Source organism: Okeania sp. SIO2C9, from assembly GCF_010672455.1.
Classification (GTDB): domain Bacteria; phylum Cyanobacteriota; class Cyanobacteriia; order Cyanobacteriales; family Microcoleaceae; genus Okeania.
This window is the reverse complement of record NZ_JAAHGO010000022.1, coordinates 1-23,743: the sequence shown is the minus strand read 5'-3', so window position 1 is coordinate 23,743 and position 23,743 is coordinate 1. Positions and strand designations below refer to the sequence as shown.

General features: G+C 34.5%; 23 protein-coding genes and 2 pseudogenes. 11 read left to right on the top strand and 14 right to left on the bottom strand.

Features of this window, described 5'->3' with window-relative positions; genetic code table 11:
- Nucleotides 1-166 precede the first annotated feature (166 nt).
- Both F6K23_RS18575 and F6K23_RS18570 read right to left on the bottom strand, forming a co-directional pair.
- Entirely contained in the window at nt 167-1,276 is a 1,110-nt protein-coding gene (locus tag F6K23_RS18575) for a response regulator (RefSeq protein ID WP_293158567.1), read from the bottom strand.
- Entirely contained in the window at nt 1,254-3,173 is a 1,920-nt protein-coding gene (locus tag F6K23_RS18570) for a PAS domain-containing sensor histidine kinase (RefSeq protein ID WP_293158565.1), read from the bottom strand. The genes F6K23_RS18575 and F6K23_RS18570 overlap by 23 nt, the downstream gene beginning before the upstream one ends.
- A gap of 392 nt (nt 3,174-3,565) precedes the next feature.
- On the opposite strand from F6K23_RS18570, the gene F6K23_RS18565 reads away from it, so the two are divergent.
- The 4 genes and pseudogenes from F6K23_RS18565 (at nt 3,566) to F6K23_RS18550 (ending at nt 7,450) form a co-directional block, all read left to right on the top strand.
- Entirely contained in the window at nt 3,566-4,084 is a 519-nt protein-coding gene (locus tag F6K23_RS18565; RefSeq protein WP_124144976.1) for a hypothetical protein, read from the top strand.
- 644 nt (nt 4,085-4,728) lie between these two features.
- Nucleotides 4,729-4,923: a DUF2949 domain-containing protein gene (locus F6K23_RS18560; RefSeq protein WP_124143954.1), complete on the top strand. Its 195-nt coding sequence runs from the start codon at nt 4,729-4,731 to the stop codon at nt 4,921-4,923.
- A gap of 676 nt (nt 4,924-5,599) precedes the next feature.
- Nucleotides 5,600-6,004, top strand: a complete 405-nt coding sequence (locus F6K23_RS18555) for a nuclear transport factor 2 family protein (RefSeq protein ID WP_293158561.1) — start codon at nt 5,600-5,602, stop codon at nt 6,002-6,004.
- 246 nt (nt 6,005-6,250) lie between these two features.
- Nucleotides 6,251-7,450 (top strand): annotated as a pseudogene (locus F6K23_RS18550) (RRXRR domain-containing protein).
- A 284-nt stretch (nt 7,451-7,734) separates the two neighbouring features.
- Here F6K23_RS18550 and F6K23_RS18545 read toward each other — a convergent pair.
- From F6K23_RS18545 to F6K23_RS18500, 10 genes and pseudogenes are all read right to left on the bottom strand, one after another.
- A pseudogene (locus F6K23_RS18545) lies at nt 7,735-8,034 on the bottom strand (family 1 glycosylhydrolase); the annotation flags it as partial.
- 29 nt (nt 8,035-8,063) lie between these two features.
- The gene (locus tag F6K23_RS18540) at nt 8,064-8,216 is read right to left on the bottom strand and encodes a hypothetical protein (RefSeq protein WP_293158559.1); all 153 of its coding nucleotides are present in this window, start codon (nt 8,214-8,216) and stop codon (nt 8,064-8,066) included.
- Nucleotides 8,164-8,361 (bottom strand): zinc ribbon domain-containing protein, encoded by a 198-nt coding sequence (locus tag F6K23_RS18535; RefSeq protein ID WP_293158689.1) that lies wholly within the window; start codon nt 8,359-8,361, stop codon nt 8,164-8,166. The genes F6K23_RS18540 and F6K23_RS18535 overlap by 53 nt, the downstream gene beginning before the upstream one ends.
- A 7-nt stretch (nt 8,362-8,368) precedes the next feature.
- Nucleotides 8,369-8,767 carry a transposase gene (locus tag F6K23_RS18530; protein ID WP_293158687.1) on the bottom strand — a complete coding sequence of 133 codons (399 nt, stop codon included), beginning with the start codon at nt 8,765-8,767 and terminating at the stop codon, nt 8,369-8,371.
- A gap of 34 nt (nt 8,768-8,801) precedes the next feature.
- Nucleotides 8,802-9,026 carry a hypothetical protein gene (locus F6K23_RS18525; RefSeq protein ID WP_293158557.1) on the bottom strand — a complete coding sequence of 75 codons (225 nt, stop codon included), beginning with the start codon at nt 9,024-9,026 and terminating at the stop codon, nt 8,802-8,804.
- A gap of 4 nt (nt 9,027-9,030) precedes the next feature.
- On the bottom strand, nt 9,031-9,327 hold the full coding sequence (locus tag F6K23_RS18520; protein ID WP_293158555.1) for a helix-turn-helix domain-containing protein: 297 nt from the start codon (nt 9,325-9,327) through the stop codon (nt 9,031-9,033).
- A 142-nt stretch (nt 9,328-9,469) separates the two neighbouring features.
- The gene (locus tag F6K23_RS18515; protein ID WP_293158553.1) at nt 9,470-10,447 is read right to left on the bottom strand and encodes a glycoside hydrolase family 1 protein; all 978 of its coding nucleotides are present in this window, start codon (nt 10,445-10,447) and stop codon (nt 9,470-9,472) included.
- A gap of 83 nt (nt 10,448-10,530) precedes the next feature.
- Nucleotides 10,531-10,785: a hypothetical protein gene (locus F6K23_RS18510; protein ID WP_293158551.1), complete on the bottom strand. Its 255-nt coding sequence runs from the start codon at nt 10,783-10,785 to the stop codon at nt 10,531-10,533.
- A 34-nt stretch (nt 10,786-10,819) separates the two neighbouring features.
- Nucleotides 10,820-11,188: a hypothetical protein gene (locus F6K23_RS18505; protein WP_293158549.1), complete on the bottom strand. Its 369-nt coding sequence runs from the start codon at nt 11,186-11,188 to the stop codon at nt 10,820-10,822.
- A 645-nt stretch (nt 11,189-11,833) separates the two neighbouring features.
- A complete protein-coding gene (locus tag F6K23_RS18500) occupies nt 11,834-12,913 on the bottom strand; it encodes an HlyD family secretion protein (protein ID WP_293158547.1) in 1,080 nt (359 codons plus the stop codon).
- Nucleotides 12,914-13,698: 785 nt separating this feature from the next.
- Here F6K23_RS18500 and F6K23_RS18495 point away from each other — a divergent pair.
- From F6K23_RS18495 to F6K23_RS18485, 3 genes are all read left to right on the top strand, one after another.
- Entirely contained in the window at nt 13,699-13,914 is a 216-nt protein-coding gene (locus F6K23_RS18495) for a hypothetical protein (RefSeq protein ID WP_293158545.1), read from the top strand.
- A 306-nt stretch (nt 13,915-14,220) separates the two neighbouring features.
- Nucleotides 14,221-14,409, top strand: a complete 189-nt coding sequence (locus F6K23_RS18490) for a hypothetical protein (protein ID WP_293158543.1) — start codon at nt 14,221-14,223, stop codon at nt 14,407-14,409.
- A gap of 196 nt (nt 14,410-14,605) precedes the next feature.
- Nucleotides 14,606-14,809, top strand: a complete 204-nt coding sequence (locus tag F6K23_RS18485) for a hypothetical protein (RefSeq protein ID WP_293158541.1) — start codon at nt 14,606-14,608, stop codon at nt 14,807-14,809.
- Nucleotides 14,810-16,251: 1,442 nt separating this feature from the next.
- Here F6K23_RS18485 and F6K23_RS18480 read toward each other — a convergent pair.
- A complete protein-coding gene (locus F6K23_RS18480) occupies nt 16,252-18,810 on the bottom strand; it encodes a glycogen/starch/alpha-glucan phosphorylase (RefSeq protein WP_293158539.1) in 2,559 nt (852 codons plus the stop codon).
- 2,023 nt (nt 18,811-20,833) lie between these two features.
- Between F6K23_RS18480 and F6K23_RS18475 the strand changes: the two genes are divergently transcribed.
- Nucleotides 20,834-21,979: an AAA family ATPase gene (locus F6K23_RS18475; protein WP_293158537.1), complete on the top strand. Its 1,146-nt coding sequence runs from the start codon at nt 20,834-20,836 to the stop codon at nt 21,977-21,979.
- Nucleotides 21,979-22,674 (top strand): hypothetical protein, encoded by a 696-nt coding sequence (locus F6K23_RS18470; RefSeq protein WP_293158535.1) that lies wholly within the window; start codon nt 21,979-21,981, stop codon nt 22,672-22,674. The genes F6K23_RS18475 and F6K23_RS18470 overlap by 1 nt, the downstream gene beginning before the upstream one ends.
- Before the next feature lie 83 nt (nt 22,675-22,757).
- Here F6K23_RS18470 and F6K23_RS18465 read toward each other — a convergent pair whose 3' ends face one another.
- Nucleotides 22,758-22,943 carry a helix-turn-helix domain-containing protein gene (locus tag F6K23_RS18465; protein WP_293158533.1) on the bottom strand — a complete coding sequence of 62 codons (186 nt, stop codon included), beginning with the start codon at nt 22,941-22,943 and terminating at the stop codon, nt 22,758-22,760.
- A gap of 144 nt (nt 22,944-23,087) precedes the next feature.
- Here F6K23_RS18465 and F6K23_RS18460 point away from each other — a divergent pair, with 144 nt between their 5' ends.
- Both F6K23_RS18460 and F6K23_RS18455 read left to right on the top strand, forming a co-directional pair.
- On the top strand, nt 23,088-23,225 hold the full coding sequence (locus F6K23_RS18460) for a hypothetical protein (RefSeq protein ID WP_293158531.1): 138 nt from the start codon (nt 23,088-23,090) through the stop codon (nt 23,223-23,225).
- Between the two features lie 7 nt (nt 23,226-23,232).
- Complete coding sequence (locus F6K23_RS18455; RefSeq protein WP_293158529.1) at nt 23,233-23,649, top strand: transposase; 417 nt, start codon at nt 23,233-23,235, stop codon at nt 23,647-23,649.
- Nucleotides 23,650-23,743: the final 94 nt, after the last annotated feature.

Here is a 23,743-nt window from a genome sequence, read left to right as displayed (position 1 = left end):
AGGGCTTCGTAGTTTTGATTGAGCAATAATATCAGTATGGCCAAGGCTAAAGCCCAACTACAAACAAAAACTTTATTATAAGTAATTATCCGAATATAATATAAATTATGAACTATGAACTATCAACTATGAAGATCAAATTAGCAGTTAGAAATTAACTCATAGTTTAACAGCCTTTTTCTGTTACCTTTGTAGGGATAAAAACAGTTACAGTGGTTTGTTCTAAAGGAATACTTTGGATCTTTAATTGCCCATTATGTAATTCAGCAATTTGTTTAGCAATACTGAGACCTAAGCCCGATCCCTGTTGCTCATATATTTTACGATTAAATTGTTTATAAGCTCCGATATTAGAAATTTCATTAACACTCATTCCTTTGCCATAATCTATAAAATCAACAGCAAAAACATGATGAACTAATCTACCTACTACCTTAACTTTTGTGCCGAAATAAGAAAATTTAAAGGCATTGTCTAACAATTCATCTACAATTTTTCTAAAGTTAGGCTCAGAAATTTTTAAATGAGTATTTTCTGATGCAATCTCTAAGTCTTTTAAGCGATTAAAACTTATTGCTTTTTCTAGAGCAACCTCTCTAATTATTGACTTAGGATTACTAAGAGAACCTGTTGTAAATAATTTCAATCTATCTCGCTCCCGTGATAATAGCTCTAAATCTGCATATAGTAAAAAATTCTGGATTAGTCTATATAAACGGTGGGCAGAAATGTGAATATTTTCTACCATTTCTAAAATTTCATCGTTTTCTAATTCTTGAAACTCTTCAATAATAAAATTGGCAGAACCAATAATTCCATTGAGTGGAGTGCGTAGTTCGTGAGGTAGAGATAAAGTTATACTACTTCTTAATTCATCTAGTTGTTCTTGAGTTTTTCTTTGAATAGTTCCTTGTTTTTCTAATCTAGTATTAATTGCCTTCATTAATTCATCTCTGGTAAAAGGCTTTGTCAAGTAATCGTCAGCTCCTAATTCCATTCCCTCTCTTAAATCGGCTTTTGTAGATTTTGCAGTCAGAAAAATAAATGGAATTGCTTCTGTTACTAAATTTTGCCGTAATAATTTTAATACTTCATAACCATCAAGTTCTGGCATCATTACATCACAAATAATTAAATCTGGAACATTTTCGAGAGCTTTTTCTACTCCTATTCTACCATTTTCTGCCTCTATTGCTATAAAATTTTCTGCTTCTAAAACATCTGTAATTATTTCTAAAATTACTTTTTCATCTTCAATCACTAGAATTTTTTTCATCTATATTTTCCTTTTCTAAATTTAACGGTAATATGACAGTAAATGTAGTTCCTACTCCAACTTCACTTTCGACAAAAATTTGACCTCTATGTAAATCTACAAAATTTTTGACAATAGTAAGTCCTAACCCTGTACCAGAAATATTAATAGCATTTTGAGCGCGGTAGAAAGAGTCAAATAAATATTTTTGTTCTGCTGCTGGAATTCCCATACCTTCATCTTGAATTTGAAAAATTGCATAGTTATTTAAGTAAGAAAGTCTGAGAAAAATATGACTACCTTGGGTCGAATATTTAACTGCATTCCAAAGTAAATTGGATAGAATATGTCGCAACAATTTTTCATCTATGAAAACCAATTCAAATATTTGTTCACTAGATTCATTTTGTGATTCTGCTGGAGCATTATAGATAGCATCATGTTGCTTTTGTTCTTGCTGAATTGAATCCGCTTGAAGGAAATTTAAAATACTTATATTCATCCCATCTTTGCCAGAAAATTTTGTTGTTAATTCCTTGGCTTCTTGAAGCACAAAATCAAGAGAATATTGACTACCAATACTGAGTTTAATATCTTCTATAAGACCTCGACAAAAATTTTCTAAATCTAATGGTGCAGGGTTAAAATCAAAATAACCTGATTCTTTTTTGCCTATAACTAATATATCATTAAGTAACCCTGTCATATGTTGAGCTGTAGCTTGTATACGACGCAAATAAGTCAGTTTTTTTTCTTCATTCCATTTATGACTATAGTATTCTAATGCTTCTGCCGAAGCTAATATAGTAGTTAAAGGAGTACGGAATTCATGGGATGCCATGGAAATAAATTGAGATTTAAGTTGATTCAATTCTTTTTCTATTTCTAGTGCTTTCTTCATTTCAGTTTCTGCCCACTTGCGCTCTGTAATATTTTCAATATCACCTTCATAAGCAATTAAATTACCTTCTGGGTCACGCACTGCTCTGGCATTCTCAGAAACCCAGATGACACTCCCATCGGCACGATAAGCTTGATACTCAAACTTTAATACACTTCCATCCCTGCTAATTAAATCAATAAATTCATCTCTAGAGTTAGAATTAACATAAATTTGTTTGCCAATATCAGTAACTTTTGCCATCATATCCTCTGGCGAGTCATAACCAAATATCTCAGCTAAAGTAGGATTACCATAAAGGTAATGCCCATCTGGTGTAGACTGAAAAATACCTTCAACTGAATTCTCAAAAATGCTACGATATTTGGCCTCAGTTGAATTTAGTTCTTGATATGCTGCCTGTAATTGTAATCTAGTATTAAACTCAGTTTTGTGCAAAGATTCATATAAATATACAGAAATGTCACAAATTAAACATATCCAGAAAATTCCCAGACACATCTTCATAAAATTCCCATCTAAGGGTGCTACATCTAAACCGAGAATCTTATTGAAACCGAAGTAATAGCCTAATATAGTAATCTGGGATATTAGGTGTAAAAACCATCTGACCGGAATTAAAGTTGCCAGAGAAAAGAAAGTCAACATCCAGGCAAAAAACTCAGGATTAACATTTCCTGTAACTGTATCTGAAATTTGCTCGATCATAGTCACAGACCAAGAAAAGCAGATAAATATTAGACCAAGATGACGACCACCCCAGGAAGTTCGTAGTAGAAATATACAACCAAGTAGGGTTAAATGTACTAAAATCCTGGCAATTTCCCACTCTTCTAAAGGAGGGTATTTATCTAGTATGAAGAAGATTAAACTGAGTATACTTCTACTCAAGAAAAAGAAAAAAGCTAGCCACAATGTTAAATTTAGTCGAGCAATCAAAAAACCATGTTGCCACTGTGAATATGAAACATTTGTTAAGTCTCTGCTATTTTCAGAAGTAGGGTTAGCACTATCCAAATAGCTCAGTATTTTCTCAATCGGGGATAGTCTCTGTAGTTTTTTCAGCCATCCATTTAGCATAGCTAATTAGATTGAAACATCATAATTTAAGTCATAGACTTAGTACATAAGAATATTGTAATATAGCTGTCCTAAATAAGTTTTGAATAAATGTTAGTTATCTAAATACTGAGAGTGACTTCTCTTGAGATGTAGCTAATGTTCATATTCTATCTAGGATAGCTATAGTAGGTTCAATATGAGCTAACTACAATTTTTTTTCACTCGTCATTAACAATAATTTAGGGCAGGCAAAAATTATTAATTATTTACAGCTAGCTCGGTCTAAAATGGTATGATTATTTTTACTGTATATTAGTTATATTTATACCTAAATTGTTAGTCAAATTATGGTTAGTTATACCTTGCCTCAAAATCCAGATACAATCATAACTGTTAGGGGGAAAGAGTCACCCCGGGCCCGTCAGAAAGCTATGGATAAGCTTGTGGAAATGATGGACTCTGGTGAAATACTAACAGAATTAGAAAATGGATTTAGTCCGGAGCAATTTATTGAGGTCAAAGAGTCAAAAGAATCAAAGGAAATTGCCTCTGAGGAAGAAGAAGCTGTTGCCCAAGCAGTACAAATACTTAGCGATCTAGCAGCGCTGAAGATTAAGGTTGTAGAATCGAGAGAGGAAGCACTAAAGATTCGTTCTGCAATTGAGGTACTATTCACAGATGAAGCTGTCACTGTTGAAGAAATTGCTAATCTTAAAGATGGTTTTAAGGTGTTGAAAACTTTTGCTGTGGCTAATTTGCGTTATAGAGAAGCAAGAGAGAAAGCAGAAGAAGCTCGTATTATCTTAGACCAAGCGCTAAAATCTGCCGAATCAGAAATCAAGCAGTCTCCTAAACCGGATAAATAAGTTTTCTGGTATCTAATAGACTTCGATGGGCAATTAACTATAGCAAAGAAAGGGTTGGTTAGGACATATATTGATAATGAATCTTAGATAAGAAAGGTTTTTCTCACTATTTTCTATCTATGCATATCTACTACAATATCTAGATATAAGTAATCAAAGCTATTATTGCCTACATCAGTAATATTGCTGAGGGTGATGTAATTATAGTTTCCTGTAATAAATTTATAAAATCTCTACATCATCCCACAAGTCAGACAGTATTATGAAACTTTAAATCAGAGAAGATCGGATAGTAAGTATATACTCATTTGATCAAATATTTACTTTATATATGCTACTCATAAAAAAAGCATATTTTTCATATATATTTATTGATAATTAAATTAAGAACTATTTTATAGCAGTTGAAATGTATCAATGTTTCATCAAAAATGCTCAAGAGTGACTAACTTTTAGAACTAGAGTTTAGTGTTCTAGACAACAAAATTGTGATCTGCATCATTACAAAAATTGAGAGAAGTCACATCATTAAAAGATGTGAGTCATTGAAGCTTACCTAATAATAATTGATACTAGGTATCGTGGTTATCAAATAAAACCGATTTAAAATTTTTTTAATATACTACTGGAGAAAACTTTTAATTATGTCTACAAAACAAGCTCAGTTAATCAAATTCTTGAAGTGGGAGTTGTCCATCTCTGATTCAGCGATCGCCATTGCTTTACGACATGAGGAAGAAGACCCTAATCAATTACCGATGATACTTTGGCAATACGGTCTTGTAACATTGAAGCAGTTAGATCAAATATTCGACTGGTTACAGATGGCCCACATTTAATCGACTATATTTCCTGAATCATCTAGGCCATAGATATATTACCCTGGTAATACAAGTGAAGCGACATTTAAGGAGGTATGAATTGGGTTTTAAACCAAGAAAAATTATAAAAACTAAATTGAATAAAAAATTTGAATTAAACAAGGGAGTATCTCAGTTAGCTTTTTCAGCAAGATTACTCCCTTTTTTTTATGGAATAATAAACAGGGAAAAATTATATAGCAGAAGGAAGAAGGAAGAAGGAAGAAGGAAGAAGAAGAATATTGCGTTGTCTGAGTTTTAAGCTTTTGAGATGTCTGCACCTTTTGCTTCAACTTCTATAAATCTTTTTGATTAAAGGAAGCAGAACTAATGGTTTCAAACTTTTTATCTATTTTGAAACTTTTCACAAATCAATCAAATAGACTAGCTATAATTAAATTATTAAATATCATAAATTAGACAAAATCCGGTTATTAAAGATATTTTATAGAATGTAAGATTCAACCTTCACCTCATTTCCCCTAAATCCAGTCTCCCCTTTTACATAAAAGGATGCTCTATAAATCGGATTTAGGATTATATTCTTAATTTGTTTATCTGGCCATGAAAAAAAATTTGATTGTAGCGAATTATCTCAACTTGGTATCATAAATATGATTTAGATGACAAAAACCGATTAAAAGAAAACTCGAAAATGACAAAAGAAACTATCGAAACAGTAGTCAATTCTTATTTTACAAATATGGCAGCGATGAATGCCGAAGCATGGGCAGAAAACTTTGCTGAAGACGGTGTTACCTATGACCCTGTAGGTAAACCACCCAGTAATGTGCAGTCAGATTATCAGAAATTCTTTGAGCTATTATCAATGATTTTTGCTCAACTAGAATTGACACCAAATAATATATTTATTGTAGATAATGGAGCAGCAGTTAAATGGACGATGCAGGGAGTGGGAAAAAATGGTAATCAGGGAGTTGCAGAGGGAATTAGTATATTTGAAATTAATGAAAATGGCAAAATTAAACAAGTATCTTCTTATTGGGATGATGCTGCAATGATGGCTCAAATCAAAGGTGATTCAACAATTAATAATTAATAATTAACAATTACTTCTCCTTGAAAATAACGTCAACTTCTGCGAGCTAAAGTCACGCAGCTTGGACGGCCCAAGGTCTGAATAATGTTGACTAGACCACTGAGCCAAAAGCGATAACACTTCCGGGTATTTCCCTAGCCCGGATTATCTGTTGGCCTTTTTGGGTAAAGGCATCGCATAATTGCGAGACACAATGTTTTTGGTTGGTCTTAGGGACACACAACTTGTTCTACAAGGATTATCTCCATGATTAGAATACCAGTCCAAAATCCTGATGGTTCTCCTGTAATGCCTACAAAAGCATCGCGGGTGCGTCGTTGGGTTAAACAAGGAAAAGCAACTGAGCATTGGAATGATGCGGGCTTGTATTATGTCCGGCTAGTAGCTGAACCGTCGGGTAGTTAAACTCAATAAATAACAATTGGTTGCGACCCTGGCAAAAACTATACAGGGATTGCAGTCCAGTCGGCCAAATTCACTCTTTATACCGCTCATTTAGTTTTGCCGTTTGAGCAAGTCAAAGAACGACTTGGCTCTACTGTGATTAAGCAAGGAAAAGTTATCAAAAATGTCAGAGGTAGAGCATTGCAACGCCGAATACGACGTGGCAGGAGGATTAATAGAAAAGTACCTTTTAACCAGCGTGCGCATAGACAAAAACGATTCGATAATCGCCGTAAAAAGGGTAAATTAGCTCCATCTATTCGAGCATCTAGGGAAATGGAAATTAGGATAATAATAGAGTTGTCCAAAGTTTTCCCCATTACCACGATTGTTTACGAACTGGTTAAAGCCGATGTAGATTTAACTAGCGGCAGGAAAAAAGCGCGTTCGGGTAAAGGGTTTTCTCCAGTTATGATTGGGCAAAGTTGGTGTGTAGAAAAACTCAAATCTATTGCCTCAGTGAAGACCGTTTATGGCTGGCAGAAAAATAACAATGGAACCAGTCAAATGCCTCTTGCAGAGGAGCTTCGCTTTCGTAAACATTTAGGATTGGAGAAAATCAAAGATAAAAAAGCCCAAGTGCCCGAATGTCATGCAGTTGATGGTATAGCTTTGACGGCCAGTGAATTTGTCCGACATGGGGTAACTCCCAGAAAAAACTGTGATACCTGGGGATGGATTGGTTCTGTTAGCATAAATCCTTGCGTTTTTCGAGTAATAGCTAGACCTGTTTATTTTCGTCGTGCATTACACTTTGATAATGCGGAAAAAGGCGGTATTCGTAAACGCAAAAGTGGAACAATTACTCCTTTTAAACTTCGGTATGGAGATAAAGTTATTGCTGAGAAAGTAGGAAAAACTTACAGCGGATGGATTGGTGGTTTTACTGACGCTAAAACCAAAAATATCAGCGTTTATGACCACAATTGGAAACGAATTGGGCAATTTTCTCCTAAGAAAGTCCAACTTATTCGTAGGTCTAATAAACTGTGTGTTGTTTAACTTTCCCGGCGGTTTTAACCGCCGTTTGCCTTGACTCCACCCTTTAAAAAGAGGTGGATTCCAGACTCTCGATTACTTCTCTTGAGTAGGGGAGTGGGTGAGTGGGGGAGAAGTAAACATAAAAATAATTAATTTAATGTGCTCCTAGTCAATAGTTATCAAATTCGCAAGAGGTCTATTTTATGTCCTAACCGCTCTAGTTATTGCTATATCAAAAAAATTTTCTTCTTTCTCTCCTAGATAACTAAAGCCTTCTTCCTTCTTCCCTCTTCCTACTTCCTTGTTCAAACAACTCTATTTTGCTTAATACATTGCCGATACCAATCGAAACTTGCTTTTGGTAGACGTTGCTGAGTTTGGTAATCAATATAAACTAAACCAAAGCGACGGTTATAACCATAAGACCACTCAAAATTATCCATAAAACTCCAGACAAAATATCCTTTTAATGGATAACCTTCACTAATAGCACGATGGGCAGCTTTGAAATATTGGCGTAAATACATAATTCTGTCAGTATCTATTACCTTGCCTTGAACATTAACTTCATCTTGAGCTGCACAACCACTTTCAGAAATAAATAATGGTAAATCTTGTCGCCGTTCTTAGAAACCTACGATAATCTATATAAATCTATGATTATCTGTTCTATTCTTGCTTCTATCTGGCAACGTCGGCGTTGTCCAGTCCACAAGCTGACACGGACGTTCGCGTTAGCGTTGCGGAGCAAACTGCCCGCCATAGCTAAATTTAATGCTGCATTCAAATCTCGTTCGCGCTAGCGTTGCGGAGCAATCACAACTGAAATTGCAGTGTTCGCAATTAAAAACGCGCTCTGATAACAATAGAGACTCTTTAACAGTTCCACACCTACTGCAAGTTTTAGAACTAGGAAACCATCTATCAACGATGATTAACTCAGCAACCTAATAACTCACACTTGTACTCTAACTGTCTACGAAATTCATAAAAACCCATGTCAGCAACAGCCTTAGCTACGTTGCATGCAATGTAGCTGTGATTTGCCATCATTCCTGATACATTTAGGTCTTCTATTACTATCCGGCTGTGGTTTTTAGCTAGATAGGTAGTCAGTTTATGCAATGTATCTTTCCTGATATTGGCTATCCTGTTGTGTAACTGAGCTATCTTAAGTTGAGATTTTTTCCAATTATTAGAAAATTTAGTTTTATGTCTGTTGAGGTATTGCAGTCGTGATAATTTAGATTCTAACTTTCGGTAAGACTTAGCGCCTTTCCTTCGGAATGCTTCGCAAACAAATACTTCACCAGTAGATAACGTAGCTAGAGATTTTATACCTAAATCTACACCAACTACATCTACAGATTTCTCAGTATTTATGGAAGCTGAGTCTCAGAGCGAAACTGACAAACCATCTATCAGCTTTTCTACTAATAGTTACTGACTTGGGAGTAACATTGTCTGGTAATATTTCAAAGGTTTTAACCCATCCAATTCTCGGTAATTTTATGTGATTAAAGCCTACCGATATTGAGCCATCTAAAGTAAAACTATCATCCCTACCTTTTTTCTTGAATTTAGGTTGACCAGACACTTTACTAAAGCAACGTTTCCAAGAGTAAAGATAAATATCTCAAAGCATATTGAGGCGCTGTTTTAGATACTTCATAATACCAATAGTTATTAGGTTTAACCATTGCTACTAATAGTTTATGAAGGTCAATTGCAGTGGGGAATTTAAGTTTACCTGAAGGATTATTGGAATTGTGATTAAGAATGTTTCTAGTTAGCCATAATCCCCAATTCCAGGCATGGCGAGCCACACCTGCGTGTTTAGCTAGCAAGGTTTCTTGTTGGTTATTTGGGTGTAACTCCGTTTTGAATCCTAGTAGCATAAAATAAAATATAGATAATCATAGAATATACTAGATAATCATAGATTATGTCAAGCTGTTAATTACCCCAATAGAGACTTTCGGGAATAATATTTAACCAAGGCATATACATTTTGGGATAACCAACAGGAAAAGATAAAAACTAATAACCAGGTTGGCGATCGCTGTAATTATGGACTGCATTATCCCTTGCTTGCACATAAGTACCAGAATAGATATTTAATCCAATAGCATCAAGGGGTTGATGAATAATTTCTAAATCTCCCGCTTGAATATCTGGCGCGTCTTTTCCCAAACGCTCTAGTAAAGCAGGACTATATGCACCAGTCAGAGCAGGAAAAATAATCCCACCATTTTGCCCGCAAAGGTGAAATGCTTGTTGAGCAGCTTGAATATTTTCTGGTGTTTCATAAATGGGAACAGTTACAGAAATATTATCAACTAAAGAAACTAAACAAGGTCTGGGAGAGGCCGCAGGAATAGCTTGAGTAGCTAACCCGTGGGCAAGTAAAGCATGATGGGAAGTTTGCCAGACTTCTTTATTAGAATTAACACGAGTACCTGGAGCATGAGGAGGGTCAGAATTGACAGCATAACCGAGATGGGTAAAACAATTAATTTCATTTATAGTCATCCAGTTAGTGATGCGATCGTCTAACCGACTTACCACCGCAGTTACATAGTCTGCAAAATCTTTTGTCATTTCTCTACTACGCCAAGACCCGTATAAATCTTCCAAAGTTTGGGGGCTATCCCAATGAAACAAAGTTGCGTGGGGAGTAATATTATGTTGATGCAGACAGTCTACTAAACGGCGATAAAAATCTATCCCTGCTTCATTGACTGTACCCCGACCATCAGGAATAATGCGTGGCCAAGCAATACTAAAGCGATAATGTTTAACACCAAGTTGCGCCATTAGTTTAATATCTGTTTCGTAACGATGATAGTGGTCGCAAGCTATTGCACCTGTATCGTCATGTAAGACTTTTCCTGGAGTTTGGCTAAAGGTATCCCAGACGCTTGGTTTGCGACCTGCTTCTGTGGTAGCACCTTCTATTTGATAGGAAGCGGTAGCTACTCCCCACATAAAATCGTCTGGAAATTTATAACTATTCATATATAAGCTGTTTTGCATTAGAGATCAAAGAGGCAACAGGCAACAGGCAACAGGCAACAGGGAATATAGAATTTAAGTGATTTTTAGCTGATCATAAGGATATTATGTTTACTACTCCCCACACTCCCCACACTACCTACCCTTCCCACACTCCCCACACTCCCCACACTACCCACCCTTCCCACACTCCCCACACTACCTACCCTTCCCACACTCCCCACACTCCCCACCCTTCCCACACTCCCCACACTCCCGCTCAAAAAAACTTCGATCAAAAATGAGGAACTGAGAAAATCAGTTCCCCATCTGTTATTTCCATTTGAATCTATAATTTGCAAAGTATTCCCAAAAAGTTGAGTAAATCAATTATTTCTAAATTCCTAATTTTAGTTTGAATCCTTCTTCTCGTTTATCCCCTTCTAGGGTATTTTCTAGAGGGTTCTCTGATTGAGGCTCATCTGGGTTAATAGGGATAGAGACTCCTGGTATCACTTCTACGTTTTGTTGTTGACGACGCAGTTCATAAGGTTTAATTCCATTTGTAGGAGAGCTACTAGATTTTGGGTCATCAGTATATGTGCTGTAATTATCTTTATTAATGGATCTGCCTTCTACCGTTTTCAGAGAGTCTCCAGAAAGAGTTGTTTCTCCAATTTTAGGATTATTTGATTGTGCTCTAGTAGTAGGAGTATAAGATAGCAAGATTGCACTAATACCTAAGATAGTAATGATTGTCTTCATTATCAATTTTCTTTTATTGTTGTGTAGGGTTTATATCCTTTATTGTACTATCTAATTATTGAAAATGCTAGGAAAACTTTTTCTAAATGTAGAAATAATACTTAAGTATAACTACTAAATTTATTTTAATTTTAATGTAAAAAAACAATCTAAGCACAAATGCTGATATTTCTTGGCAAATACTATTTCCCGTCAAAAAAAGTATATTTTTTTAGATAAATTAGTCACTTATTACTTTCTTCAAGAAAAATATTAAATTAAACTTAAAATATTCAACAAAAACAACTGTTGAAGTTGCAACTTTAGTGTGTACTATACCTAATGATTCTTTTAGAAATAGGAGACAATAATTAGAGTAAAGAGTTTAATTTTCAATCCAGATAAAAAATTATTTGTCAAGTTACTTCTGAACTTTACTGATAAATTTGTCAAACATAAATGTAAAAAAATAGTAGGTGTTAGAGAGGTATTTTCAACAATTCTTTATGGAAAAAAGTAGGAAAATGTGTAAAATAGTATCTCAGCAATTAATCTATAAAATTATTAGAAAAATTGATATTAATTATACCAAAATTTTTCAGATTATTCGCTAGTAATATTTTTGACTCCTCATCCTCCTCTGCCCAACACAAAGAAAATAAAAACTTAAAAATCGCTTAACAGCCTAATTTTTCTGAGAACAAAAGTTAGCACGGTTTCTTGCGAAGAAATTATATCAGCTCGACCTTCCATTCCTGGTTGGATTAGATATTGACGACCGCTCCTAACTAAGTATGGTCTTTCAGGTTCTATAGTCACTTCATAATAAGCTTCGCGAAGTGCTTCTGAGGTGATAGCATCTGGAGAAATTGAATTGACAGTTCCTTTGAGAATACCATAGTCCGGAAAAGGATACGCTGAAATTCTCATTTGCACGGGTTGACCAACTTTTACCCTAGCAATATCTGCTGCTGTTACTCTACCTTTAAATACTAAAGGTGCATTACTAGGAACAATTTGAGCGATCGCTGCTCCTGACTCTACAGTTTGCCCAGGATTACGCAAAGATAGCTGAAAGATAGTACCATCTACAGGGACTCGAATTACACTATTATCAAGTTTAATATCTACTTTTTCTAGTTCTCTAGTACCTGTAGTCAAATCTTTAATTAATTTTGTCCGCTTCACAATTAGGTCTCGTCGATCCTTAGCAAATTGTTGAGCAACTGTAGGTAAAGATTTAGATAAATCTAAAATGGCTGACTCCACAGATGCATTATCTATTTTATTATTTGCTGTTGTACTTGATTTAGATTTCTGAAAAGTCTGAGGTTTCGCGGTAGCTAAAATTTGAACTTCTAGAGCAGAAATTTGTTGATTTATCTGTTCTAATTCTACCTCACACTGTTTAATTTTTTCCTGTAGTTGATTTTTTTGGCGATTAAGTGCAGATTCATCTATGCGTGCGATCGCATCTCCCATTTCAACAGCTTGATTTTCATTTACTTCTACACTTTCAACTTTACCTTCTGTAAGCGCCTGAACAATTCTTACATCTCCTGTTGGGCGAGCAATTGCTTCAGTTCTTACAGTAGGATTGTACTTGACTACACTCATTAGAGCAATAGCGACACCAAATGTTCCTACTAAAAACATTCCTCCTATTTTGCTCCAAGGACTTAGAGGAGGGAGAAATTCATCACTTTCTAGAGGTTGTAGTTCTACATAATCAGAATTATTTAACATAATTGATATTCACTTACTAAGTTAAAGAAGGTGGTAGGTTTTAGGTGAAAAAGCTGACCGCATGACCTAATATCTAATACGCAAAGGAAGCCTAACAACGATAATTATTTTGAGGCTAAATTGAGAGATGAGCTACTTTTGTTAACGACCTTAATCATATTTGTGTTAACAACTTGACTTTCTGGTTAAAGTCCAATATTTTGTAGCAATTTTATCTAGTTAAATGTCTATTCGTAGTCATGAGTATAATTTCTTGAAGAAGGAAGAAAAAATGGATGGGGACTCAAACCCCAACCAATTGTAAACACCGTGTAGACGGTGGGATATTAAACCTAAAATAAAAAGATAAAAAATATCTTAAAAAAAGGGAAATAGGTCGCAAGAGTTTCAGATTGTTGATTTTACTGGGAATTTCTGACAAATTATTTAGATAATTGCTATATAAAGTAATGAGTAGTAGGGGTGTTGTATACAAATCCTCTACAAAAAATGTAGATAGTATTGTTTTTTAAATTTGGTATGAAAAATCATTTATAACTGCCGTATATAATTTATTCTCTAATAATTTTTGCAGATTTGTTTCAACTTAATCCGGATAGAATGAAAACTTGAAGAAATTAGGATTAAAGTCAATACTTCACAATAACCTGATCGTCGAAGTATACAAAACTCCGGACACTACAGATTATTTGGGAATGATCGAGTACCATTCCTTCATACATTCTAGAACTCAGCTAAAGATTACAACTATTTAATTAAAATTATTAATCATGAGGAAGTTAATTATGCAAGAACCTCAAAAAAAGCAACTTTTTACAGAACTGAATTATGAACAATCTACCTATATAAATGGTGGTTATAATGAAAATTATCAATATCGCCGTAATTTTTTAGGTTTTCAACTTTGTCCTCGTAGTTATTATGGTGATAACCGCTACTCTTATGACTACCAACGTTCTAATTATAATTACTATAAAGGAAATATCAAAGGCTATTACTAAAGTCTTTTTTTGTGTCTATATCTCTATGGATTAAAGCACAATTAATTTTAACTTTATAGTAGTTATCAAGTAGTGAAGTACTATTATATAGTGCTGATTATTCTGCTGCAAAAAAATCTTTAACTCCAATACTTTAATCGCACTTTTAAATATAACTCTTATGGAATCTATTAAGAATATCCAGAAAAGAGGGAGTAGATAGTTATCCGGATATTACCAACTTATGAAGAATACTTAACTGTAATTCCTCCTATATATAGGAATTATTAAACATGACGAATGTCATCAAACTTGAGGAAAATATTCATGCAAGAAACAAAAAATAATCAACTCTTTACTGAAATTTCTTCAGAAGAATCTGCCACTATTAATGGTGGTCATGGCTATTATGGTCGTCGGTATTATAGTTATGGCTATCGTCGTTATTACCGTAGTCGGCCTGTACGTTACTACTCCCGTCGTCGCTATTATGGCTATAGGTCTAACTGCTACTAATTTCAACTTATGAGTTGAATTCAAAAGCATTTTTAAAGTGCTTTTTAGCAAGCTCTAAGGAGTCGCTAATCAAAAAAAAATATCCTGATGCTGGAGTTCAGCAACGAAAAATACAATTAGAAGCAACAAGATAGTTAAATAGATATCGATAATTTTTAACTATCTTGTAAACACAATTAATCAAGAGGATAATATTATGCAAGAAACTCAAAACACTGAATTATTTTCTGAGCTTTCTTCCGAAGAATCTGCCACTATTAATGGTGGTCATAATTTCGATGATTGTTACGGTTATGGTCGTTCTCGACGTTATTATCGTCGCCCTGTTAGTTATCACTACCGTAGTTATCACTATAGTCGTCCTGTACGTTACAGCTATAGACGTTATGATTGCTACTAAGAATTAGCTATATAATTACAACTTTTTAAGTTTAATTTATAGTTGAATTAAATTTAGCACCTATAAAACTATAGGTGCTTTTTTATAACAATTGAATTCTGAGTACTGGAATTTAGACTAAATAGTTGAATAGATTTTCAAAGAAAAGAGGTACAAAGTTTTATTGCTCTAGGGAACACCGGATCTGGGAACAGGCAACAGAAAATACAGGAATAAATAGTCTTATAGCTGTACTTCACTATCTTCAAAAGTGCTGTAAGCGCCTTGACAACTGCTATATCTACTTCCTCTCTTTGTTGCGAATGTCGCAATAGTCATTTCATTTTTTCAAGCACCAGAATTATGAGGTGTGTGGAGGAAAAATATCTACTTCCTCTGTTTGTTGCGAATGTCGCAATAGTCATTTCATTTTTTCAAGCACCAGAATTATGAGGTGTGTGGAGGAAAAATATCTACTTCCTCTGTTTGTTGCGGATGTCGCAATAGTCATTTCATTTTTTTTAGCACCAGAATTTGAGGTGTGTGGAGGAAAAATATCTACTTCCTCTGTTTGTTGCGAATGTCGCAATAGTCATTTCATTTTTTTTAGCACCAGAATTTGAGGTGTGTGGAGGAAAAATATCTACTTCCTCTGTTTGTTGCGAATGTCGCAATAGTCATTTCATTTTTTTTAGCACCAGAATTTGAGGTGTGTGGAGGAAAAATATCTACTTCCTCTGTTTGTTGCGAATGTCGCAATAGTCATTTCATTTTTTTTAGCACCAGAATTTGAGGTGTGTGGAGGAAAAATATCTACTTCCTCTGTTTGTTGCGAATGTCGCAATAGTCATTTCATTTTTTTTAGCACCAGAATTTGAGGTGTGTGGAGGAAAAATATCTACTTCCTCTGTTTGTTGCGGATGTCGCAATAGTCATTTCATTTTTTTTAGCACCAGAATTTGAGGTGTGTGGAGGAAAAATATCTACTTCCTCTGTTTGTTGCGAATGTCGCAATAGTCATTTCATTTTTTCAAGCACCAGAATTATGAGATGTGTGGAGGAAAAATATCTACTTCCTCTGTTTGTTGCGGATGTCGCAATAGTCATTTCATTTTTTCAAGCACCAGAATTATGAGGTGTGTGGAGGAAAAATATCTACTTCCTCTGTTTGTTGCGGATGTCGCAATAGTCATTTCATTTTTTCAAGCACCAGAATTATGAGGTGTGTGGAGGGAAAATATAGCAACTGTCAAAGCGTTAGGACAGAGAAAAGATCAAATTATTAGACCATCTCAATGAGGAGATATAGCTGCCGCATTTACTGCCCCAACGCTATGTTTGTCCTTTATGTCCCAAGCGTCTTGGCGACTGCTATATAAGTATTCAAGAGGACATGATCTAACAAACCCATACTGACACTTACAGCGGTTTTCAATCTAGGTTTGTTATATCTATTGAAGACGCTAAATTTGACAATAACGTTGTAAACCTGCTGTTTCCTGACTATATGCTTCCATATCAATTTTCACAGGTTCGACATTCCAAATTTCCTGACAATATTCATTGATAGTACGGTCAGCGGAAAATTTGCCCATATTAATAGAGTTAATAATCGACATCCGAGTCCAATATTCGGGGTTACGATAAGCCTGATTAACTCTTTCCTGACAATCAATATAAGCTTGATAATCAGCAAACAACATATATTCATCTTTTCCTAGTAAAGATTCTACAATTGGCTGGAATAAATTTGGTTTGCCAGGGGAGAAATAACCAGAAGCAATACGGTCAATAACCTGCCGTAATTCTTGGTTAGAAGTATAGTATTGCTCCGGATTATATCCTTGATATTTTAATGCTTTAACTTCTTCAACATTCAATCCAAATAGGAAGAAATTTTCAGCACCAACAGCTTCGCGAATCTCAATATTTGCTCCATCAAGAGTACCAATAGTTAAAGCGCCATTTAGGGAAAATTTCATATTGCCAGTACCAGAAGCTTCTTTTCCAGCAGTAGAAATTTGCTCAGAAAGATCGGCTGCTGGATAAATTCGCTGACCGATAGATACAGAGAAATTAGGCACAAAAACTACCTTGAGGCGATCGCGCACATCTGGGTCATTATTCACGATTTCCCCTACAGCGTTAATCAATTTAATGATTAATTTTGCCATATAATAACCTGGTGCTGCCTTCGCGCCAAAAATGAAAGTGCGGTGCAAAATATCTACATCTGGATTCTGTTTAATTTGATTATAAAGGGTAATAATATGCAGCACACTCAACAGTTGACGCTTATATTCATGGAGTCGTTTTACCTGAATATCAAACAGAGAATTAGGATTAACTACAATTTCTGTCTTTTGGTAAATATAAGCAGCTAAATCTTGTTTATTTTCATGTTTAATCTGCCTCCAATTATTGCGAAATTCAGGGTCATCAATAAACCGCTCAAGCTGCTTAATTTCCTCTAAGTTTTTAATCCAATTTTTGCCAATTTTATCTGTAATTAGTAATGCCAATTTCGGGTTACTAATTAACAACCAACGACGAGGAGTAATACCATTAGTTTTATTCGTAAATTTCTCCGGCCACAATTCGTAGAAATCTCTCAAAACATCTGTTTTCAACAGTTGAGTATGTAATGCTGCCACACCATTGATAGCATGAGCGCCAGCACAAGCTAAATGAGCCATTCGCACGCGTTTTTCAGGAAATTCTTCGATCAGTGACATCCGTGCCAACCGCCCATCATCTCCCGGATAACGTTTCTTGACTTTTTCTAGGAAACGGAAATTAATTTCATAAATAATTTCGAGATGTCGTGGTAGCAGAGTTGCGAACATACTAACTGGCCAACGTTCTAGAGCTTCGGATAGCAATGTATGGTTAGTATAGCCAAAGGTATTTTGAGTAATATTCCAAGCTTTTTCCCACTCCATATCATGCTCATCTACTAACAGGCGCATTAATTCAGCAACTCCTATAGAGGGGTGAGTATCATTGAGCTGAATGGCTGCTTTTTCCTGAAAATTGTCTAAATTTGGATTCCGTGACAAGTGAGTACGAATGATATCTTGGAGAGAACAACTGACGAAGAAATACTGTTGCTCTAAGCGCAACATTTTGCCTTGAAATATATTATCGTTGGGGTAGAGAACTTTGGAAATATTTTCAGAGAAAGTTTTGTCTTCGACGGCGCGGTTATAGTCACCGGAGTCAAAAATTTGCAGGTCAAATTCATTACTTGCTTTGGCACTCCAGAGGCGTAGAGTATTGACTGTGTTGGTATTGTATCCAGGAACAAGAGTATCATAGGGCATTCCAATGACTGTGCGTGCAGGTATCCATCTAACCCGATAATTGCCTTGTTTGTCTGGGTATGCTTCTGTGTAACCGCCGAATTTAATTTCTACTTGGTCTTCATGGCGAGGAATTTCCCAAGGGTTGCCTAGACTTAACCATTTGTCTGGTTGTTCAACTTGATAGCCGTTTTGAATTTGTTGTTTGAAAATGCCAAATTCATAACGTATACCGTAGCCTACTGCGGGAATTTCTAGGGTGGCGAGAGAGTCGAGGAAACAAGCTGCTAGACGACCTAAACCACCATTGCCTAAACCGGGTTCTGGTTCTTTTTCGATTAAGTCATCAAGTTTAAGACATGATTCTTCGAGAGCTTGACTCGCGACTTCCCAACAACCTACATTGACTAGGTTTTTTGCTAGTTGGCGACCCATGAGAAATTCGGCTGAGAGATAGTATACTGTTTTGACGTTTTGATGGAAGTATGTTTTTGTGGTTTTGAGCCAACGATGCAACAAGCGATCGCGTACTGTATATGCTAAGGCCATATAATAATTATAGGTGGTAGCAAATTCTATATCTTTCCCCTGTAAATAATATAAGTTATCGGCGATCGCTCGTTTGATGGTATCGAGACTAGTGCCTGTACGATCGTCTTCTACTTGAATTTTGACTTTTTCTGTGTACGATGTACTCTGATTTTGGTGTACTTCTTGCATAATTCTATAATTTGGTAATCTGACGATTTATTGACAACAATCAAAGCATAATTTACCGAATAATTAATAATTAAATAATTATGGTTTCAACCCTCGCTTTTTAAGGAAAAAAAGAAGAAAATATTCCTTATATTCAATTCCGTAACGGTTTTAACCAGATGTAATTATCAATTATCTATTATCCATTAATGAAAGGGCTTTTTAAGAATTAATTCAGTTCCCATATTCTGGTAAAAAGCTCTATTTTTAGCTTACTTTTCATTTAGTATCAGGATTACTTCAGCTTATATCTGGTAGTTTTTTTATGTTTTAATAATACACCCATTTGATTACCTTTCATAGATATTAAGTTTCATTATTTGAATTTATTTCTATACCAAATCTAAAACATTTTAGTATAATATAAGATTTTTTCCAAAAAATTTAGATTGATTTTCTGATTTGATTTATTGACAAATTTTTAGTTGTGGTAAATTTTAAAGAAAAGATAAAATATTAGATAATTTTAAAGATAATAGAGTATATTGTTGAGGTTTTAAATTAAAAAAAAGAAAACAGAGAATCAAAAATAGAATAACTGAATATTTAACATCTTCTGACCTATGAGTAATATGACTTATAGTTCAGTTTATCCGATAGAAGTAGTAGAAATAGCACAATTAAATTAATATGATATTGGGAGAAACGATTGATTTTTTCTACTATTACTTAACACCTTATTTGATTAATGTATTATTTCTCATATAGCAGGGAACAGGCAAAAGTGGGAAAAACATTTCCCTGTCTAGTGATTGTTTTTGTCGATAATCTTATTAACATACCATGAGATAATTAACTAAAATTAAATAAAAACTCAGTGGTGGAAAGTATCAAAGTATTAATCTTTAAATTATTGAGAAATACAGTTATTAGAAAGAACTTGTACTACTCATTTAGCGATCGCTTATGCTCAAGAACTAAGATTAGTTTGTTGCTCTGGTTTTGTCTGAGAATGAACTAGACAGTAGCACACATAATTAGGGTCTGCTGAAAAAATTGGTTGGTGGGGGTAGGACACGGGGAGACACCAGACGCGGGGACGCAGAGATGGGGATAACAGGCAAAGGTTTCGGCAATTTTATGTGAATAAATTTTCTTGAATTTCAGCAGAAAATTTCAGTATCTTGAGGCAAATAATATCATGTCCGGTTAAACAGTGATAAATAAATAACTACGGAGGAGTCAGGAGTCAACCCACCCCTCGCCCCTCCCAGGAGGGGAAGAGGGAAGAAAGAAGAACAACTGGAGTTGAAGGAAAAAGTTTTTTCATAACTAATTATCCGGACATGATATAAGAGCTATAAACTTGAAGATAAACTGAATATAAAAAGCTCTATTACCGAAAAATTGTGGGTATGCGCCTCCCTTTTAAGGGGATAATAAAGAAAAATTTTCATTATTAGTCAATCCTCTTCTTTTCAAGGAGAGGTAATTATTAATTATTAATTATTAATTATTCATTGTTGAACGTAAGCTATCCTGACTTTTAGCTTTAATCAGTAAGCCTTAATTAGGGTTTGCTGAAAAAGTATGAGTGATAAGGGGAGGAGTCAGGAGTCAGGAGTCAGAATAAATAGGAATTATAGAGGAGGTAGTTGGAAAAATTATCCCTGGATTGTTCTGCCATAATCATCCCAAAATACTTACTTTTTGTAGCTCTGAAGCACCGAAAACCAGGCACTTTTTTCAATCCTAAAAAAACTCAAGCCAATATAAGTCAATGCTTTTAGATTTAATCAGCAAACCCTAATTAACATCAGATACAAAAATTATAGTCATTCTGAATAAGACTGGAACACTTTTTCTGCTGAAACTCTTTCAAGGTAAGAAACCCTTGTCTCAATCTTAACTGGAATGACTATACTTCTAGTGGAATTTTTTTGTTACCTTTGATCGCTTTATCTATTTGATAGCCTCAGTATAAATAGACTTTATTCAAATTAGATGATAGGATTATTGTCAATATAATTTAAGGATAATATCGATGAAAATTCAGAAACTAGAGTATCGCGATCGTGAATATGATTTGCATCTTGAACCTGTTGAATTCTCACCTAATATTACTTTGCTTGTGGGTGTCTCTGGTGCAGGTAAAACTCAAATAATTCGTTCAATTTTATCTCTAAAAAAAATTGCTAATGGTGACTCATTAAATGGAGTCTACTGGAATGTCACTTTTCTAACCAAAGATAATATATCCTATCGTTGGCAAGGAGAGTTTGAAAATGTAGAGGGATTCAAGATAAAAATAAATAATTCTGAGGAAGAAGATAATTTTAAACTCATCTCTGAACATCTTTATAAAGATGAGGAAATTATTATTGAAAGAGACTCAGAAAAAATAATATTTGCAGGTGTTCGTACTCCAAAATTATCCCCTTTTGAAAGTATAGTAGAATTACTAAATCAAGAAGAAGATATTAGTCCTGTTCAGGAAGAAATTAATAAAATTATACTGACAAATCCTGATCGAACTTTTGAAAGAATTTGGCGAATACCTATTTCTGTAATAGGAAAATATGAAAATTGTTCTTTCAGGGATATTCAAGAAAGCGATCTTCCTGTTTTTATTAAATTATCTTTAGTTTATCGATATTTGCCAGAAAGCTTTGAAAAAATCAAAGATAAATTTATAGAAATATTCAATCAAGTTGAAGATATTAAAATAGAATCACCATTTACTGACAATGAAATTCCCGAACCATTTACCGATATTTTTAGAGGATCTACAGTTGTTTATCTGAAAGAAAAAAGAGTATCTGATTGGATTTCACAAAATAATATTTCTTCAGGAATGTTTAAAACATTAATGTATATTAGTGAATTATATTTATCGCCAGAGGGAAGTGTCATATTAATTGATGAGTTTGAAAAGAGTTTAGGAGTGAATTGTATTGATAGTGTCACAGATTTGATATTAGAGAATAAAGGAATACAATTTATTATTACTAGCCATCATCCATATATCATCAATAATATCGGAACTAAACATTGGAAAATAGTTACTCGTCAAGGTAACAAAATACAGGTGAAAGAGCCTGAAGATTTGGGAATTTCAAAATCAAGACATCAAGCCTTTATCGATCTAATAAATGTTCTGGAAGAATCTTCCGAAGAGGTAGAAGCATAATGAATATTTATTTTCTTTTAGAAGGAAGAAGTACAGAAAAAAAGATTTATACTTCTTGGCTTAACTATCTTCTACCCGAACTAACAAAAGTAAAATTTTATCATCAAGTAGACAAATATAACTATTGTTTATTTAGTTATAACGGTTATCCCGCAGTTATTCGTGAAGGCATTCCTGATGCGATAAAAAAAATTCAAGAAATAGGCAAATATAATTACCTTGTCATTTGTATAGATGCTGAAGAGGAAACCGTAGAAAGTAAAAGAAAGGAAATAAACGATTTCATAGTTCAAAATAACCTCAACCTAGAACTAGGAAACGTGAAATTTATTCCCATTATTCAAAACCGATGTATAGAAACCTGGTTTTTAGGCAACAGAAAAATGTTCAATTCTAGGCAACCTTTAGAAAAGCCTCTATTAGATTATGTGAAATATTATGATGTATCCGTAAAAGACCCTGAATTAATGGGTAATTATAGTCAAGATTATAATCATGCCGAATTTCATTATTTATATCTCAAAGAAATATTTTCAGCTAGAAATAGTAGTTATAGTAAAAAATTACCTAGAGATGCTCAAAATAAATCTTATTTAGATGAGTTAATCAAGAGAGTTGGAGACGAACCCAAACATTTGAAGACCTTTCAAAACTTTATAGGATTTTGCTGGATGATTAAGCAACAATTATGTTGATTTAGATAAAGATGAAAGGTTGAAGGGTGGGAACTAACCAACCTTAATTATATCGACCTGTTATCATCATCTATAAGCTATTCTCAGGTGTAACTTTTCTTATTAGGAAATTTAAGTTTACTATCAGGATGACGCTGATTGTGATTAAGGATGTTTCTGGTAAGCCATAATCCCCAGTTCCAGGCATGACGAGCTACACCAGCGTGTTTAGCCAATAAGGTTTTTTGCTGATTATTTGGGTGTAACTCAGTTTTGAATCCTAGTAGCATAAAATGAAATATAGATATTCATAGATTATAATAGATAATCTATGATTATGTCAAGCTGTTAATTACCCTGAAAATTCACGGACCTTGCCAAATCGTCTATCAACCCCATGACGCGAATAAAAGTCAAGCCGGAGGAGCTCGTCTGTGGATAGAAGTAGAACCACAATATATATAGTAGAGCGAGTATATTTCAGCGATGGAGATTATGGTCCGCCACCAGAGGTGACTGAGCAGAGGGCTATCAACAGTATTAAAATAATTAGACAAAGTCAGACAAATTAGACATTTAATGTGGTATACTAGAGTTATGTCTGACTTATTAACTATAGATGAAACAGCAGAACTGCACTTAGTGCCAACAAAAACAATAATCATGAAATCCTTTAAAACTAAGCTAAAACTTAACAACCAACAAAAAACCATACTTGCCAAACATGCAGGAGTAGCTCGTCATGCCTATAACTGGGGATTAGCAACTTGCATACAAGAGTACGAAGAAACTAAAAAACGCCCAAGCGCCATCACTCTGCATAAACGTTTAGTAGCGGAAGTCAAATCAGTTAATCCATGGTACTATGAGGTATCTAAATGTGCCCCACAACAAGCATTAAGAGATTTAGAGAGGGCATTTAAAAACTTTCTCACTATTCCTAAACGTGGATTTCCAGTCTTTAAAAAAAAGGTAGAAAAGACAGTTTTTACTTAGAAGGAAGTATTAAGATTTTCCAAGGAAACTACATACAACTACCCAGAATAGGAGTAGTAAAAACATACGAAATTTTACCCTCTGTACCAGTAAA

What these genes read in the sequence shown, in the direction of transcription:
- F6K23_RS18520 (WP_293158555.1), bottom strand. Translation starts at nt 9,327, where the DNA reads ATGCTACTAGGATTCAAAACGGAGTTACACCCAAATAACCAACAAGAA.
- F6K23_RS18505 (WP_293158549.1), bottom strand. Translation starts at nt 11,188, where the DNA reads ATGAAGACAATCATTACTATCTTAGGTATTAGTGCAATCTTGCTATCT.
- F6K23_RS18555 (WP_293158561.1), top strand. Translation starts at nt 5,600, where the DNA reads ATGACAAAAGAAACTATCGAAACAGTAGTCAATTCTTATTTTACAAAT.
- F6K23_RS18485 (WP_293158541.1), top strand. Translation starts at nt 14,606, where the DNA reads ATGCAAGAAACTCAAAACACTGAATTATTTTCTGAGCTTTCTTCCGAA.
- F6K23_RS18470 (WP_293158535.1), top strand. Translation starts at nt 21,979, where the DNA reads ATGAATATTTATTTTCTTTTAGAAGGAAGAAGTACAGAAAAAAAGATT.
- F6K23_RS18515 (WP_293158553.1), bottom strand. Translation starts at nt 10,447, where the DNA reads ATGAATAGTTATAAATTTCCAGACGATTTTATGTGGGGAGTAGCTACC.
- F6K23_RS18560 (WP_124143954.1), top strand. Translation starts at nt 4,729, where the DNA reads ATGTCTACAAAACAAGCTCAGTTAATCAAATTCTTGAAGTGGGAGTTG.
- F6K23_RS18490 (WP_293158543.1), top strand. Translation starts at nt 14,221, where the DNA reads ATGCAAGAAACAAAAAATAATCAACTCTTTACTGAAATTTCTTCAGAA.
- F6K23_RS18500 (WP_293158547.1), bottom strand. Translation starts at nt 12,913, where the DNA reads ATGTTAAATAATTCTGATTATGTAGAACTACAACCTCTAGAAAGTGAT.
- F6K23_RS18575 (WP_293158567.1), bottom strand. Translation starts at nt 1,276, where the DNA reads ATGAAAAAAATTCTAGTGATTGAAGATGAAAAAGTAATTTTAGAAATA.
- F6K23_RS18565 (WP_124144976.1), top strand. Translation starts at nt 3,566, where the DNA reads ATGGTTAGTTATACCTTGCCTCAAAATCCAGATACAATCATAACTGTT.
- F6K23_RS18495 (WP_293158545.1), top strand. Translation starts at nt 13,699, where the DNA reads ATGCAAGAACCTCAAAAAAAGCAACTTTTTACAGAACTGAATTATGAA.
- F6K23_RS18480 (WP_293158539.1), bottom strand. Translation starts at nt 18,810, where the DNA reads ATGCAAGAAGTACACCAAAATCAGAGTACATCGTACACAGAAAAAGTC.
- F6K23_RS18465 (WP_293158533.1), bottom strand. Translation starts at nt 22,943, where the DNA reads ATGCTACTAGGATTCAAAACTGAGTTACACCCAAATAATCAGCAAAAA.
- F6K23_RS18475 (WP_293158537.1), top strand. Translation starts at nt 20,834, where the DNA reads ATGAAAATTCAGAAACTAGAGTATCGCGATCGTGAATATGATTTGCAT.
- F6K23_RS18455 (WP_293158529.1), top strand. Translation starts at nt 23,233, where the DNA reads ATGTGGTATACTAGAGTTATGTCTGACTTATTAACTATAGATGAAACA.